The organism is Pseudomonas sp. 2024-210, from assembly GCF_045062345.1.
Classification (GTDB): Bacteria; Pseudomonadota; Gammaproteobacteria; order Pseudomonadales; family Pseudomonadaceae; genus Aquipseudomonas.
This window is the reverse complement of sequence record NZ_JBJGEJ010000018.1, coordinates 1-14,773: the sequence shown is the minus strand read 5'-3', so window position 1 is coordinate 14,773 and position 14,773 is coordinate 1. Positions and strand designations below refer to the sequence as shown.

Below are 14,773 nucleotides of genomic sequence, written 5' to 3'. Positions count from 1 at the left end.
TCAAGCCACCTTGCTGACGACAGGTGTCACGCTGGCGAGCGGCTGGGCGTTGAGTGCCAGCGTCAACTCATCGCAGGTACGACCCAGCGTTTGCGGGGTGGCCAGCCCGGCAAGAAAACGGTCAGGGCGCAGCAGGGCGATGGAAGATGCACCGCGAGCGAACCATTCGCGCAAGCGACCGGTGCTATCACCCACACGAATCACCTCGTGGCCCGCGTCGCTCGGCGCTCTGAGCTGAACATCCGGCAGTACTTGAATGAAGCACGTACCCAGCGCTTGCCAGTGGGCGATTTGCGCGGCGCTCAACCCCCAGGTAGGGTCGCAACCCCACGCGATAATCGCGAAGTTTTCACCGATCACTTCATCGAGCAGCACCGTGGCCCCGGCGTCGGTGAGCACCTGTGGCTGAATAAACATTTTGCCCACCGGCGAGCCTTTTTCACTGGGTACGATCAACGCGCCTCGGGTGTATTGCGGCATCGGCTTGAAGCGCATTTCAACGAAGTAGCGTTTGATCGGTGGCACATAGTTGAGCAGCCATGACACACCATCCCGCAAGGTGCCTTGCCAGCGCTTGGGTGGCGCCAATACATGCCCGGCCATGACCGACAAGTCGATCATCGCCTTGGCGTGGTCGCGCCGTTCCAGTTCATAGCTATCCAGCAAGCTGTCGTGGGCCAGCCCTTTGACCACCCGGGATAATTTCCAGGCCAGATTGGAGGCGTCGCGCATGCCGCTGTTATAACCCTGCCCCTGCCAGACCGGCATGATGTGCGCAGCATCACCGGCCAGCAGCACGCGGCCCTCACGGAACCGTCCTGCCAGTCGCGCGTTGTGGGTGTAAACGCGGCTGCGGATCAACTCGATGCGGTCCGGGTCGGGCAGCACCTTGGCGAGCAGCTTGCGCATGTTTTCGGGCTGGCTCAGTTCGGCCTCGGTCTCGCCGGGCATGACCATGAATTCGAAGCGGCGCACGCCGTGGGGCAGGGCGGCGGACACATACGGGCGTACCGGGTCGCAGCACAGGTACACATGCGGCGTGCTCAACGGGTCATTAGCAATGTCCACCACAATCCACTGGTTGGGCGCGGTCTTGCCTTCAAAGCTGATATTGAGGCTGCGGCGCACCAGGCTGTTGCCACCGTCGCAACCAATCAGGTACTGGGCCTTTAAGCATTCACGGCGACCGTCAGCGCTTTTCAACGTCAGTTGCACACCACTTTCGCTTTGCTCAAAGCCTTCGAGTTCGCGACCGAACAGCACCTTGACGTTGTCAAAACGAGCCAACCCCTCAAACAGCACACGATCGGCCAGCGGCTGGATAAAGGCGTTGCGGCGCGACCAGCCAAACTCATCGGTCTTGGGCTGAATGTCGGCAAAACAGCGACCCTTGGGTGTCATAAAACGCATGGCATGCCAGGGGGTGGTGTGCGGCAACACGTTCTCGGCCAGACCGACTGCCTGAAAGGTACGCAGGCTTTCGTCATCCAGACCAATAGCGCGGGGGTAGTCGATCAGGCTGTCGAGTTTTTCTACCAGTGTGACGTTTACACCACATTGGCCCAGGTAGTTGGCGATCATCAGTCCGACAGGGCCGGCGCCAACAATGGCGACATCAGTGGACAGCTCCACAGGGCAAGACAGGTGGGCAGAACTCATGGGTATCTCCGTACAGCGCTTTTTGGATTTCTTGTTGCGCGCAGTATGGAAATCGCAAGGCTGGTGAACAACGACAACCCTTGTTAGGGTGCACAGAGTGCACATCGTTGATTTACCAATAAAAATAACGGAAGACACATGAGCGAAACCGAATACAAAGCCGTGCGTGGCTTGATCCGGGGGCTGGCATTGATCAACGGTCTGAACCGTTTTGATGGGGGTGCCAGCACGGCGCAACTGGCTGAGCAGAGCGGCTTGCACCGCACCACCGTGCGCCGTTTGCTGGAAACATTGCAGGCTGAAGGCTATGTGCGGCGCAGTGAATCGGATGACAGTTACCGGCTGACGCTCAAAGTGCGCGAACTCAGCGAAGGCTACCGCGATGAACAGTGGATTTCTGCCATTGGCGCACCTTTGCTCGGCCAGTTACTGCAACAAGTGGCGTGGCCCACTGACCTCTGCACCCTGGATGGCGACGCTATGGTGATCCGTGAAACCACCCATCGCTTCAGTCGCCTGTCATTTCACCGCTCGATGGTTGGGCGACGATTGCCGTTGCTGATGACTGCGACCGGGCGTGTCTACTTTGCGTTTTGCCCGCCTGCCGAGCGCCAGGAGTTGGTAGACCTGATGATCAGCCGTGGCGATGCGCAATCTGCGCTGGCGGCAGACAGCCGTTTTGTCGAGCGCCTGATTGAACACACGCGCAGCAAAGGCTATGGCGAAAACAACGCCCATTGGGGCGAAGAGCGCAAAATCGCGGCCATTGCCATCCCGGTGATGCACGAGGCGCGGGTCATGGGCTGCCTGAACCTGGTGTATATCGCCAAAGCCATGCCGGTTGAAGAAGCCGCGCGGCGTTTTCTGCCAGCGATGCACGAGGTCGTGGGTAAAATCCAGGCCGGATTGATCGGTCAGTGATCCTCTGGAGTAAACTGCCGGTCGCTTAATTTTCAAAATCCAGAGGCACACATCACATGGCAACTGCATCAGCGTTTATCGATATTCCCGTTACAGCCGATCAGGTGTGGCAATTGGTGGGTGGTTTCAACTCGCTGCCCGACTGGCTGCCGTTCATTGTCAGCAGCGAGGCGGGTGAAGGCGGGCGCTTGCGCCACCTCAAGACCGCAGACGCCGCCATCGTCGAGCGCCTGCAAACCTTCGACAACACAGCCCGAACCTACAGCTACTCGATCGTAGAGTCGCCGTTTCCGGTGGCCGATTACTTGGCGACCTTGAAAGTCGAAGTCCACGGTGAGGGCGCGCGGGTCACTTGGTCGGGCAGCTTCACGCCGGTGGGCGTCAGCGACGACGAGGCCCATGCCTTGTTCAAAGGTGTGTACGAGGGGGGATTGCAAGCCTTGAAAGCCAATTTTCCGGAGTAATCCGCAATAGGTCGGCAGTCCCATGGTGAGTGCTTGATTCACTGACGTGGGTCAGTACCGCACCGTGACAAACCCCTCACAATGGGTTGTTACTGGTTATGACAATGGGATATTATCGCCCGGCGTTCACCTACCACGGTTAATGCATTTTTAAATCCCAAGTTTCCATCAGCTACTTGGGATTTTTTTTGCCTGAAATTTGAGGTGGCCCCCTGTGCAGGGCGGCGCAGAAACGAAAACGGCGCCATTTGCAGGCGCCGTTATTCATTCACTCAGCGTGTTTCAAGCAATCGCGTTCGCGCTCCACTCGCCGTTAACCAGACGCTGCAAGCCCAGCGGGTTGCTGTTTTGCAGGGCTGGCGGCAGTAAGGCATCGGGGTAGTTCTGGTAGCACACCGGGCGCAGGAAGCGGTCGATGGCCAGCGAGCCCACCGACGTGCCGCGAGCATCCGACGTAGCAGGGTACGGGCCGCCGTGAACCATGGCGTCGCACACTTCGACACCGGTCGGGTAGCCGTTAACCAGAATGCGCCCGACCTTTTGCTCAAGAATCGGCACCAGCCATTGGTGCTGCTCCAGATCAGCCGGTTCACCGATCAGGGTGGCGGTGAGTTGTCCGCGCAAGGCCAGCAAGGCGGCTTTGAGCTGTGCGTCATCCTCCACCTCGATGACGATGGTCGCCGGGCCGAACACTTCTTCTTGCAGCAGCGGGTCTTTGTTCAGCAGCAGGCTGACGTCAGCCTTGAACAGTTGCGGTTGGGCTTGCTGGCCCGATTGCGCATGGCCTGCCAGATGGGTGATGCCCGCATGATTGATCAGGTGCTCGACGCCTTTGGCGTAGCTGCGCAGACCGCCCGCATTGAGCAAGGTCTGAGGGGCCTGTGCGGCCATGTTCTGCGTCAGTTGTTCGATAAACCCGGTCAGTTCAGGGGAGCGCAGGCCGATGACGAGGCCGGGGTTGGTGCAGAACTGCCCTGCGCCCATGGTCACCGAGGCCGCCAGTTCGCTGGCCACTTGAGTGCCGCGCGCTGCCAGTGCTTGAGGCAGGAGAATCACCGGGTTGATGCTCGACATTTCGGCGAATACCGGGATTGGCTGTTCGCGTTCAGCGGCCATTTTGCTCAAGGCATTGCCGCCGTTCAGCGAGCCGGTAAAGCCGACCGCTTGAATGGCCGGGTGCTTGACCAGCGCTTCGCCCACGCCTGCGCCGAAGATCATGTTGAACACGCCTTGAGGCATGCCTGTTTTTTCCGCCGCGCGGATAATCGCGCAGCCCACCAGATCGGCCGTGGCCATATGGCCGCTGTGCGCCTTGAACACCACCGGGCAGCCGGCGGCGAAGGCGGCAGCAGTGTCGCCACCGGCCGTTGAGAAGGCCAGCGGGAAGTTGCTGGCGCCAAATACCGCCACAGCGCCGACGCCGATGCGGTATTGGCGCAAATCAACCCGAGGCAGCGGTTTGCGATCCGGCAGGGCCAGGTCAATACGCGCCCCCAAAAAGTCGCCGCGTCGCAGCACCTTGGCGAACAGACGCATCTGCCCGCTGGTACGGCCGCGCTCACCTTGAATACGCCCGGCCGGCAACGCCGTCTCAGCGCAGACAATGGCAACAAAGTCATCGCCCAACTGGTCGATTTCGTCCGCGACGGCATCCAGAAATTCAGCGCGACGTTCAGGGCTCAACTGGCGAAAGGCAACGAACGCTTGGTCGGCAGCATTGGCGGCGTCATTCACTTCTTCGGGGGTGGCCTGATAAAAGCGATAAGGCAGCGCCTGGCCGGTGCTGGCGTCAAGGCTTTCAAGGGTTGTGGTACCAGCAGCGCTGCGGCGGCCGCCGATAAAGTTGTGGCCGGTTACGGTCGACATGGTTTCAATCCTCGCTAGATAGGCTTAAAGCGCGCATGGGGGGATCAGCGCACAAGACAGGGTTTTTTGTTGTCGTATTTCCAGCCCGGAACAATGTACTGCATGGCGACGCTGTCGTCCCGCGCGCCCAGTCCCATGCCTTTGTACAGTTCGTGGGCCTTGGCCACGGCGTCCATATCGATGTCCACGCCCAGGCCGGGGCGGGCCGGTACCTTGATATGGCCGTCGACGATTTTCAGCGGTTCACGGGTCAGGCGCTGGCCGTCCTGCCAGATCCAGTGGGTATCAATGGCAGTGATGTCGCCCGGTGCGGCGGCGGCGACCTGAGTGAACATGGCCAGGGAAATATCAAAGTGATTGTTGGAGTGCGAGCCCCAGGTCAGGCCCCACTCATGGCACATCTGCGCGACGCGTACCGAGCCTTGCATCGTCCAGAAATGCGGGTCGGCCAGTGGAATGTCCACGGCTTGCGATTGAATGGCGTGGCCCATTTCGCGCCAGTCGGTGGCGATCATGTTGGTAGCGGTCGGCAGGCCGGTGGCGCGCCTGAACTCGGCCATGACCTCACGCCCCGAGTAACCGTTTTCGGCGCCGCAGGGGTCTTCGGCATAGGCCAGTACATGATGCTGGTCGCGGCACAGGGCCACGGCCTCTTTGAGTGACCAGGCGCCATTGGGGTCCAGGGTGATGCGGGCCTCGGGGAAGCGTTCAGCCAGCGCGGTTACGGCTTCGATTTCTTCCGCACCGCGCAACACGCCGCCCTTGAGCTTGAAGTCGTTAAACCCGTATTGGGCGTGTGCCGCTTCGGCCAGGCGGACCACGGCTTGCGGGGTCATCGCCTGCTCATGGCGCAGGCGAAACCAGTCATCGCCATCCGCTTCAGTGCGATAGGCCAGATCGGTCTGTTGACGGTCACCGATATAAAACAGATAGCCGAGCATCTTCACCGCATCGCGTTGCTGGCCTTCACCGAGCAGGGCGGCCACTGGCACCTCCAGAAATTGACCGAGCAGGTCGAGCAGGGCGGCTTCCATGGCCGTGACGGCGTGGATGGTGATGCGCAGGTCGAAGGTTTGCAGGCCCCGGCCCGCCGAATCCCGTGCTGCAAAGGTGCGGCGCATGGCGTTGAGAATGCTTTGGTAGTTACCAATTGGCTGGCCCACGACCAGGCTGCGGGCATCTTCCAGGGTTTCGCGAATGCGCTCGCCGCCCGGCACTTCGCCCACCCCGGTACGGCCGCTGCTGTCTTTAAGAATAACAATGTTGCGGGTGAAAAACGGCCCGTGGGCGCCGCTGAGGTTGAGCAGCATGCTGTCATGCCCGGCCACTGGAATCACTTGCAGGCTAGTTATCACGGGTGCATGGCTGGCGTGGTGCTGATGTTCGGCATTCATGGCGTGTTCCTTGAATTTTTTATTAGAGTCAGGTGCTAAGCGGGTTGCAAGACGGCGCGAACATCGTCCGCAGGCTTGGGTTTGGTCTTGGCAAAGAACACAATGATTGCCGCCAGAATAGACGTACCGGCCAACCCGTAAAGACCGCCTTGAATTGAACCGGTGGTCTGTTCCAGAAAGCCGAACGTGGTGGGGGCCACAAATCCGCCCAGATTGCCCACCGAATTGATTAGCGCGATCACCGCCGCAGCGATGCGCGCATCCAGATAAGCCTGTGGAATTGGCCAGAACAGCGCCGAAGCCGATTTGAAACCGATGGCGGCGAAGCAAATCGCGATAAAGGCAAAGATCGGCCCGCCGGTGGTCGACAGGAACATGCCCAGCGCGGCAATCAGCAAGGCCGCGGCAATCCACGCCTGCTGGTATTTAAAGCGGCTGGCCAGCGACGCGAATGCGTACATGGCAAGGATTGAAATCAACCACGGTATCGAGTTGAAAAGACCGACCTGCATATCGCTCAGGTCGCCCATTTTCTTGATGATGCTCGGCAGCCAGAAAGTCGCGGCGTAGATGGTCAACTGAATGCAGAAATAGATCGCGCAGAACAGCAGGATCTGGCGGTCTTTGAGCAACTTGAGCACGCCCGGCTTGACCGTGTTCACGGCATCGCGCTCGCGCTGTTCGCGGTCAATTTCATTGACCAGCGCATCTTGCTCGGCGCGGCTGAGCCACTTGGCGTCGTGGGGTTTGGAGTCCAGCCAATACCAGACAAAGCCACACAGCAGCACCGAAGCCATGCCCTCAATGATGTACATCCACTGCCAGCCGTGCAGGCCCATGCCGGTGATTTGCAGCAACAGGCCAGACAGCGGGCCAGAGATCAGCGAGGCCAGCGCAGAACCGCTGAGGAAAATCGCAATCGCCTTGCCGCGTTCAGCACCGGGCAGCCAACGGGTGAAGTAATAAATCACCCCCGGGAAAAACCCGGCCTCGGCCACACCGAGTAAAAAACGCAGGATATAGAAGTGGGTTTCGTTCTGGATAAAGGCCATCAGCGTGGCCGTGATACCCCAGGTGAACATGATGCGGGTCAGCCAGATGCGCGCGCCGACCTTTTGCAGCAGCATATTGGAGGGCACTTCAAACAGTGCGTAGCCAATAAAAAACAACCCGGCACCAAAGCCATAGGCCGCTGCGCCAATCCCCAGATCATGCTCCATGTGCGTGCGCACAAAGCCGATGTTGACCCGGTCGATGTAGTTAACGATAAACATGATGACGAAAAGCGGCAGGATATGGCGCTTCACCTTGTGGATCGCGCGCGCCAGAACGGGGTCGTTGGCGGGCGCAGCAGACACGTTTTCGGCAGTATTCACAGAGCTTAACCCCACTGATTATTTTTATGCGGGTTGGTATGTGCTGAGGGTCAAGCCCTCAGTTGACGGACATCATACGACTTGGTTTTTAGCCAAGCAATGCCCTTTTAAAGCGCTTGATAGGCTTTTTTGCTCTATTCAGGGCTGTGCGCTGACTAAAAAGGTGCCGCAGGGGTTAAGTTATTTTTACTTGTCATACATGTTAGGGCGGGTTTGAATGGCCTGTATCACAGACAGGGAACCTCTATGGACGACGCCTTGATTCGCAAACGCCCGCAAGGCCTTGCCCATGACATCGTGGCTGAGTTGACGCAACGTATTTTGTTGGGTCAGTTGGCGGCAGGAGAGAAACTGCCCTCCGAATCGGCCATCGTGCGCGAGCATGGCGTCAGCCGAACGGTGGTGCGTGAAGCTATTTCCAGAATGCAGGCCTCGGGACTGGTTGAAACCCGGCACGGGATTGGCACCTTTGTACTGGCACGCGATCCGCGTCAGGGCTTGCACCTCAAGCGCGATACCGCAGACAGCGTGCGCGGGATCCTTGAGTTGCGTATGGGGCTTGAGACCCAGGCGGCGGCACTGGCGGCCCGGCGGCGCACAGAGGTGCAATTGATGCACATGCGTGAGGCGCTGGATGATTACCAGCGATCGCTGGCCAACAACGACAGCAGTGTCGAGGCGGATATACGCTTTCACACGCTGATTGCCCAAGCTACCGGCAATACCTACTTCACCGACATCATCGGTCAGCTGGGCCGCTCGGTTATTCCGCGTACCCGCATCGATGCCGATGAGCGGGGGGATGTCGATTTGACGCAACTGGGGCAGATGGCCGTAATCGAGCATGAAGCCATTTTGCAGGCGATCCGCCGGCAAGACCCCGATGCGGCCCGAGCGGCCATGCTGCTGCACCTGAGCAACAGCCTTGAGCGCATGAGTGCGCAGGAATGCTCGATCAAAAGCCCCTCACCCTAACCCTCTCCCAGAGGGAGAGGGGATTAAAGGCAAAAGCAGATTTGCGCAACGCCACCCATCAGCTCCCTCTCCCTCTGGGAGAGGGATGGGGTGAGGGCGGCGGTCACTTCAATGACCCTCAATGGCATACAACGGCTTTTGCTCAAGCTTGCTGTCGCCCTGATAGGTGTCGTTGTCACCGAATAATGACACCCAGGTATTGATCTCCAGCCAGGTAGGGCCGATGGGCGTGCCGAAGCAATTCATCGCAGACGAGTTCTGTGGGCTATATCACTGTTTAATGACAAACGGTATGTGTGCGTGGCGGGCGCGTTCGAATAATCCGACACATGCGCGTGCTATCGTGCTCACCTTTTTTCAGGGGGATTTTCAATGCGAATGCTGATGGGCGTGATGAGCCTGGCCTTGCTGGCCGGCTGTGTTTCACCGGCAATGGATGATGCACGTGCCAAGCCTGCAACGCGGGTCTTGGCGTCTGCCAAACCCACGCCACTGGTCGCCGAATGCATCAAGTTTTCATGGCAGGACGAAAACGTCTTCGGCGTGGACGCCAGCGCCTACATCAACACTGAAAAATCGGGTCAGTTGACGGTCTATACCCGTAACGCCGAATCCTTTGCCGACCTGCTGCCACAAGGCACGGGCACGGCGGTCAGTTATTACGCTAAACAACCTGACGACAGTTTCGCCATGCGCCGTCTGGCGATGTTGGCCACATGCCTGTAATCGCTGTGCAATGGGCCTGAGACACGGCTTTGTACTGACCCGGCACTGGCGCGATACCCCGTCAGGCATCGAGGTTGAATTCTGGCTTGCCACCGATGCCGGGCCGCAACATGTGCGGCTGCCTTATCAAACCTGCAATGCGTTTATTCCGCTGGCGCAGCGTGATCAGGCACGCGCGCTGCTCAGCGATGAGCGTGATATCGAGCTGCGTGAGCTGGCGCTGTGTGATTTTCAGTCGCGGCCCGTGGTCGGCGTCTATTGCCGTCAATACGCCCAACTGCTCGATATTGCCCAACGTCTACGCCGCGCCGGTGTCGACGTCTACGAAGCCGACGTGCGCCCACCGGAGCGTTTCCTGATGGAGCGCTTTATCACCGCGCCTGTCAGCTTTGGCGCGGGCTCTGAGGCCGATGGCGTATTACTCAACACCCGGATAAAACCACATCCCGACTACCGGCCGCGGTTGAAACTGGTGTCACTGGACATCGAGACCAGCGCCCACGGCGACCTGTACTCCATTGCGCTGGAAGGTTGCGGTCAGCGTCAGGTGTACATGCTGGGCAAAGCCCTTGATACCGACACAGCGGTCGATTTCGACCTTGAATTCTGCGCCACCCGCGGTGACTTGCTGCTCAAGCTGAACCAGTGGATGGCCGAATATGATCCCGACGCCATCATTGGCTGGAACGTGGTGCAGTTCGACATGCGCGTCCTGCACGAGCATGCACGACGCTTGGGCATCCCGCTTCTGCTGGGGCGTGGTGGCAGCGAGATGCAGTGGCGCGAACACGGCACGCGCAACAATCACTTCTTTGCCAGTGCCCCGGGCCGCCTGATTATCGACGGCATTGAATCCTTGCGTTCAGCGACCTGGTCGTTTCCCTCTTTCAGTCTCGAAAACGTCGCCCAAACACTGCTGGGCGAGGGCAAGGACATCAGCACGCCGTACCAGCGCATGGATGAAATCAACCGTATGTTCGCCGAGGACAAACCCGCGTTGGCGCGTTACAACCTCAAGGATTGCGAATTGGTGACGCGCATCTTCGAGAAAACCCAACTGCTGACCTTTTTACTCGAACGCGCCTCAGTGACGGGGCTGGAGGTTGATCGCAGCGGCGGTTCGGTGGCGGCGTTTTACCATTTGTACATGCCGCTGATGCACCGTCAGGGGTTCGTCGCGCCGAACGTCGGCGCCAACCCGCCGCAGGCCAGCCCCGGTGGCTTTGTCATGGAATCGGCGCCGGGTTTGTACGAGTCGGTGCTGGTGCTCGATTACAAGAGCCTCTACCCGTCGATCATTCGCACCTTCCTGATCGACCCGCTGGGATTAGTTGAAGGGCTGCGTGAGCCGGGCGATGAAACCTCGGTACCGGGTTTTCGCGGGGCGCGTTTTTCGCGCACTCGGCATTGTTTGCCTGCGATCATCGAGCGCGTCGCCAACGGCCGTGAAGTGGCCAAGCGCGAAAAAAATGCGCCGTTGTCGCAAGCCCTGAAAATCATCATGAATGCCTTTTACGGGGTGTTAGGTTCCAGCGGCTGCCGTTTTTTCGACACCCGTCTGGCGTCGTCCATCACCTTGCGCGGGCATGAAATCATGCTCAAGACCCGTGCCCTGATCGAAGCGCAGGGCTACAGCGTGATCTACGGCGACACCGACTCTACCTTCGTCTGGCTGCGCAGCGAACACAGCGAAGCCGACGCTGCGCGTATTGGTCGCGAACTGGTGCAACATGTCAACCAGTGGTGGCAAGCCCACGTGCGTGACGAGTACGGATTGACCAGTGCGTTGGAACTGCAGTTTGAAACCCACTACCGCCGTTTTTTGATGCCTACCATTAGGGGCGCCGAGGAGGGCAGTAAAAAACGCTACGCAGGCATGGTCGTGCGCCCGGACGGGCAGCGCGAGATGGTCTACAAAGGGCTTGAAACCGTGCGCAGCGACTGGTCGCCGCTGGCCCAGCAGTTTCAGCAGGCGTTATACCTGCGCATCTTCAACCGCGAGCCGTATCAAGACTACGTGCGCGAGTTTGTGCGCGATACCTTGGCGGGCGCACACGACGAATTGCTGATCTATCGCAAACGCCTGCGACGTCCGCTCAGTGACTACGAGCGCAATGTGCCGCCCCACGTGCGTGCGGCGCGGTTGGCCGATGAATTCAACGACCAGCAAAAGCGTCCGCGCCAATACCAGAGGGGTGGGTATATCAGCTACGTGATCACCCTGGCCGGGCCGCAGCCGCTGGAAAATCGTACTGCTGAACTGGACTACGACCACTATCTGACGCGTCAATTGCAACCGGTGGCGGATGCCATTCTGGTGTTCGTTGACGACGACTTCAGCGCCTTGGTGGGCGGCCAGATGGGGTTGTTTTAATCCTGAGTAGCGGCCTTTGAGCGGGCGCGGTCTTTGGCAGCTTTGGCTTCGGCGGCCAGGCACTCCATGCAAAACTGCTCGGCGTAGCTCATCAAGATTTCGGTGCTCTCACCTTTGATAATGCGCTCGCCGGCGAGGATATAGCGCATGCGTTTCTCGGTGACGCCGATGCGCTGGGCAATCCAGGCGGGGGTTTGGCCGATACGGTCGACCAGTTTGTTGGCGTATTCGGTGGAGTGGTTGTAGCGCTCAGCGTTGGGAAACATAGGGGTTCCATGGGGCGGGGAAATAAAGCCGGACGGCAGGTTACTCCTTTTTGTTGCAGTCGCCTGTTTTTAAACGGGTGGACTGATAAGAGGCAGTGGGTTTTGCGGTTTCGTAGAGCCTGACATATGAATTCGGGATGTTTCGTACGTGTTTGCCAATTGCAGGGCAGTCTTGGCTGCCCTTATGTTCAGCCCTCGCTTTAGGGCGACCGGGTTAGGCGACTTGGAATAATCTCCGCTTATCCCGCTTTATTAATTGACCGCATTGCCCCGGTTGATGTCCTCCATGCCAATGCGGCAGCCCGCATACTGGCTGCGACTCAGTTGATGAAAACCCTGGCCCATCGTGATCTTGGACTGGCCGATACGGCCGGCCTCAAACAAGTCGCCATCGTTGCAATGATTCTGCTGCGTGATGGCTGCGACTTGCTGGATGTACTGGGTTGGTGTTTACGTCCCGACTAGTTTTTCTGATGGGCATTACTCATTCCAACTGAACGAACATACGAATGAGGCTTCAGTCTCGGCAGACACCTATATGCGCCGTACGCTGCCGGAAATCGGGTTGCTTGTAACGAGGGAGGTCATGATATTTCCAGTGCCTGGATGTATAAAAAAGGGTGCTTATTGATCGGGCTTCCAGTCTGGTCTCTCTGCGTCATAACCTTGGGTTGGATGGGGTGGGAGCGGGTAGTCTTTCATTAAAGTGGGAAAGCGTAAGTCGGGGTCGGCGAAGAGTTTATTCAATAAGTCATTGTAGATTTCAGCGAGTTGATCATTTGGTTCGTACCACATCGCATTATGTCGAGCGCTAGTTTTCTCAAAGGTCGTCGTCATTTGAAGTGCACTGTATTTATTTCCTTGTGAAAGTGCTATTTGGTAATGCTTTAATGCGAGTGGAAAGTTATGTCTAATTAGTTGGTGGTAGGTAGCAAGCTCATAATTGGCTTGGCCATATCCTTGGTCGGCAGCGCACTGCGTATACTGCATTCCGAGTGCGTCTTTATTGCCTATATATATGTACTGCTTGCCGAGTTCTGTGAGGGCAGCAGGATTGCCCATTCTCGCGGCCTTGTCCAGAAATGTAAGACCATCTGTGGATGGATTTTTAACGCCAGCCCTATTCCCAATGATTGCCCCCATATTATAAAAACCTTGTGGGATATTAAGATCAATCATGCGCTGATACAGGTCGATGGCTTTTTGAGTGTTTTTTTCAACACCTCCGGGCCAACCTGTTCGATAGAGGGCGGCCAAGTTATGCATGGCTTTCCAGTGATCTCGCTCTACAGCTTTGCTATACAACTCAACGATGCGATCCCATGGTCGCAAAGTGTCCGGCTTCGCCAGTAGTGCGGCTTCTCTGTACCAAGCGTCGGCTAAAGGGTCCAGTGAAGGCAAGTAGTCCTTTTCATGGGCGCACACAAAAGGTTTGGAATCAGCCATCACTTGAACTCCGCAAGTCAATAAAATAATCAGGGCGATATTATTTAATAATCGCATCAGTCCACCGTAAATGCAGGGCTGTAGGGTGTGGTTATGTCCCAGAAACGCTGTAGATGTGACTCAAGGGGGATGCCTTTTATCCGAGCTTTCCAATTTTTATCCATCTGCTTATTCCATAGTGAAAAATTTAGTTCACTTGTCGATTTAACCTCGCCCGCATGCATCCCCCACAACTTTTCCCGCAACGACTTCGCCAACACCGGATGTGGGTGCGCAATCCCCAATTCCGAGTCGCTGTGCATACTGCGGATATTGATATTGGCGGAGCTGAGCAAGGTATAAACGTCATCCACCAACAGCAGTTTTGAATGCACGTAGATGTTTTTATATCGGACTTTAGTTACTGGTGCGTTGAGCTGTACTTCAGTCTCGGCCGACATGGGCTGAGGCGGTGCACTGCCCGGAGCCGGGTCGCTGGTGGCGAGGGTCGCAATGATGATTTTCAGGCCGGGGATTTCCCTGAGTTCGTACGGCTTTTTGTCCGCATCCGTTTTCGCGGCCAGTTCGGCGATCTGTTCCGGGGTCAGGCCGTCCAGTCGTTCACCCACTTCAGGGGTGATGCCCTGCTCAAGCAAGGTATCGACCTTGGCTTGCAGTTTCTGGATTTTCTCCTGGTGGGCGGGAAGCTGGTAGGGCTGAAAAGGCGGGTTGTTTTTAAAGTACTCAATGTCTTCCAGATGCTCCGTCAGGCCTTGAGCCAGATCCCGTTGAACTTGGGGCATGAGCTGTTCCTGGCCCAGCGCCTGAAGCATTTCGTAGGTAGTGCCCGAGGCGGTTTTTGTGTCGGGTGTGTTGGTGACTACGAACAGGTAGATGTCGCCCTTTGCGCCCCGGTTTTTGCGGGTTTTGGCGATGGTGCTCAAGCGCTTGGCAAAGTCGCTGTAACGGAGATACTGGTTTTCCATGTACACGTAGTCGCGGGCGTTGCCAATGGCCTTGATGTAGTGCTCAAGAATGGACTTTTCGCCGTACTGCGGCTGTGTGCGGCACACCTGCGCCACGCTGTGGGCGGTGGTGGTGACTACGTCGGGGATGGGCAGGGCGTCGCGTTCTTTTCGCAGCGATGTAGCGGCAAACCAGCGTGTGTACCAAGGGTTTTCGAGGTCCCAGGCTTGTGCAAAGTTGTGGCTCAGGTCGACCAGTACCGGGCCGGTGACCTTCATCGAGATGTCTTGCCAAGGGCCGAAGCCCTTGTCGCGACCTGCCTTGAGGTCGTCAAACAGGTGGGCGTCGGTGTCCCAGTAGT

Annotated in this window: 12 protein-coding genes and 2 pseudogenes; 6 read left to right on the top strand and 8 right to left on the bottom strand. The window is 57.9% G+C overall.

Features of this window, described 5'->3' with window-relative positions:
* Entirely contained in the window at positions 1 to 1,659 is a 1,659-nt protein-coding gene (locus ACI7MX_RS19800; RefSeq protein ID WP_405590975.1) for a bifunctional 3-(3-hydroxy-phenyl)propionate/3-hydroxycinnamic acid hydroxylase, read from the bottom strand.
* A 138-nt stretch (positions 1,660 to 1,797) separates the two neighbouring features.
* Between ACI7MX_RS19800 and ACI7MX_RS19795 the strand changes: the two genes are divergently transcribed.
* Complete coding sequence (locus ACI7MX_RS19795) at positions 1,798 to 2,580, top strand: DNA-binding transcriptional regulator (RefSeq protein WP_405590978.1); 783 nt, start codon at positions 1,798 to 1,800, stop codon at positions 2,578 to 2,580.
* Between the two features lie 56 nt (positions 2,581 to 2,636).
* Positions 2,637 to 3,044, top strand: a complete 408-nt coding sequence (locus ACI7MX_RS19790; RefSeq protein ID WP_405590981.1) for an SRPBCC family protein — start codon at positions 2,637 to 2,639, stop codon at positions 3,042 to 3,044.
* Positions 3,045 to 3,326: 282 nt separating this feature from the next.
* Here the strand turns inward: ACI7MX_RS19790 and ACI7MX_RS19785 are convergent, their stop codons facing one another.
* The 3 genes from ACI7MX_RS19785 to ACI7MX_RS19775 are packed head-to-tail and all read right to left on the bottom strand — an operon-like array spanning position 3,327 to position 7,680.
* Positions 3,327 to 4,910: an aldehyde dehydrogenase (NADP(+)) gene (locus ACI7MX_RS19785; protein WP_405590984.1), complete on the bottom strand. Its 1,584-nt coding sequence runs from the start codon at positions 4,908 to 4,910 to the stop codon at positions 3,327 to 3,329.
* Positions 4,911 to 4,954: 44 nt separating this feature from the next.
* The gene (gudD, locus tag ACI7MX_RS19780) at positions 4,955 to 6,304 is read right to left on the bottom strand and encodes a glucarate dehydratase (RefSeq protein ID WP_314483408.1); all 1,350 of its coding nucleotides are present in this window, start codon (positions 6,302 to 6,304) and stop codon (positions 4,955 to 4,957) included.
* Positions 6,305 to 6,339: 35 nt separating this feature from the next.
* On the bottom strand, positions 6,340 to 7,680 hold the full coding sequence (locus ACI7MX_RS19775) for an MFS transporter (protein WP_405590988.1): 1,341 nt from the start codon (positions 7,678 to 7,680) through the stop codon (positions 6,340 to 6,342).
* A gap of 246 nt (positions 7,681 to 7,926) precedes the next feature.
* Here ACI7MX_RS19775 and ACI7MX_RS19770 point away from each other — a divergent pair, with 246 nt between their 5' ends.
* Positions 7,927 to 8,655, top strand: a complete 729-nt coding sequence (locus ACI7MX_RS19770) for a FadR/GntR family transcriptional regulator (protein ID WP_405590991.1) — start codon at positions 7,927 to 7,929, stop codon at positions 8,653 to 8,655.
* A 111-nt stretch (positions 8,656 to 8,766) separates the two neighbouring features.
* Here the strand turns inward: ACI7MX_RS19770 and ACI7MX_RS19765 are convergent.
* Positions 8,767 to 8,892, bottom strand: a pseudogene (locus tag ACI7MX_RS19765) (transporter); the annotation flags it as partial.
* 135 nt (positions 8,893 to 9,027) lie between these two features.
* Between ACI7MX_RS19765 and ACI7MX_RS19760 the strand changes: the two are divergent.
* Together ACI7MX_RS19760 and ACI7MX_RS19755 are read left to right on the top strand one after the other, a co-directional pair.
* Positions 9,028 to 9,381: a hypothetical protein gene (locus tag ACI7MX_RS19760; protein ID WP_405590994.1), complete on the top strand. Its 354-nt coding sequence runs from the start codon at positions 9,028 to 9,030 to the stop codon at positions 9,379 to 9,381.
* Positions 9,382 to 9,391: 10 nt separating this feature from the next.
* Positions 9,392 to 11,755 carry a DNA polymerase II gene (locus ACI7MX_RS19755; RefSeq protein WP_405590997.1) on the top strand — a complete coding sequence of 788 codons (2,364 nt, stop codon included), beginning with the start codon at positions 9,392 to 9,394 and terminating at the stop codon, positions 11,753 to 11,755.
* Here ACI7MX_RS19755 and ACI7MX_RS19750 read toward each other — a convergent pair.
* Positions 11,752 to 12,021 (bottom strand): hypothetical protein, encoded by a 270-nt coding sequence (locus ACI7MX_RS19750; RefSeq protein ID WP_122783618.1) that lies wholly within the window; start codon positions 12,019 to 12,021, stop codon positions 11,752 to 11,754. The genes ACI7MX_RS19755 and ACI7MX_RS19750 overlap by 4 nt on opposite strands.
* Positions 12,022 to 12,348: 327 nt before the next feature.
* Here ACI7MX_RS19750 and ACI7MX_RS19745 point away from each other — a divergent pair, with 327 nt between their 5' ends.
* Entirely contained in the window at positions 12,349 to 12,486 is a 138-nt protein-coding gene (locus ACI7MX_RS19745; protein WP_314483418.1) for a hypothetical protein, read from the top strand.
* A gap of 159 nt (positions 12,487 to 12,645) precedes the next feature.
* On the opposite strand, the gene ACI7MX_RS19740 is transcribed toward ACI7MX_RS19745, so the two are convergent.
* Together ACI7MX_RS19740 and ACI7MX_RS19735 are read right to left on the bottom strand one after the other, a co-directional pair.
* Complete coding sequence (locus ACI7MX_RS19740; RefSeq protein ID WP_405591001.1) at positions 12,646 to 13,527, bottom strand: tetratricopeptide repeat protein; 882 nt, start codon at positions 13,525 to 13,527, stop codon at positions 12,646 to 12,648.
* Positions 13,524 to 14,773: pseudogene (locus tag ACI7MX_RS19735) on the bottom strand (hypothetical protein); the annotation flags it as partial. The pseudogene ACI7MX_RS19735 and the gene ACI7MX_RS19740, both read right to left, overlap by 4 nt.

Excerpts from the sequence above, each read along its gene's own strand:
- ACI7MX_RS19790 (WP_405590981.1), top strand. The coding sequence starts at position 2,637 with ATGGCAACTGCATCAGCGTTTATCGATATTCCCGTTACAGCCGATCAG.
- ACI7MX_RS19770 (WP_405590991.1), top strand. The coding sequence starts at position 7,927 with ATGGACGACGCCTTGATTCGCAAACGCCCGCAAGGCCTTGCCCATGAC.
- ACI7MX_RS19755 (WP_405590997.1), top strand. The coding sequence starts at position 9,392 with ATGGGCCTGAGACACGGCTTTGTACTGACCCGGCACTGGCGCGATACC.
- ACI7MX_RS19785 (WP_405590984.1), bottom strand. The coding sequence starts at position 4,910 with ATGTCGACCGTAACCGGCCACAACTTTATCGGCGGCCGCCGCAGCGCT.
- ACI7MX_RS19745 (WP_314483418.1), top strand. The coding sequence starts at position 12,349 with ATGAAAACCCTGGCCCATCGTGATCTTGGACTGGCCGATACGGCCGGC.
- ACI7MX_RS19760 (WP_405590994.1), top strand. The coding sequence starts at position 9,028 with ATGCGAATGCTGATGGGCGTGATGAGCCTGGCCTTGCTGGCCGGCTGT.
- ACI7MX_RS19750 (WP_122783618.1), bottom strand. The coding sequence starts at position 12,021 with ATGTTTCCCAACGCTGAGCGCTACAACCACTCCACCGAATACGCCAAC.
- gudD (WP_314483408.1), bottom strand. The coding sequence starts at position 6,304 with ATGAATGCCGAACATCAGCACCACGCCAGCCATGCACCCGTGATAACT.
- ACI7MX_RS19800 (WP_405590975.1), bottom strand. The coding sequence starts at position 1,659 with ATGAGTTCTGCCCACCTGTCTTGCCCTGTGGAGCTGTCCACTGATGTC.
- ACI7MX_RS19795 (WP_405590978.1), top strand. The coding sequence starts at position 1,798 with ATGAGCGAAACCGAATACAAAGCCGTGCGTGGCTTGATCCGGGGGCTG.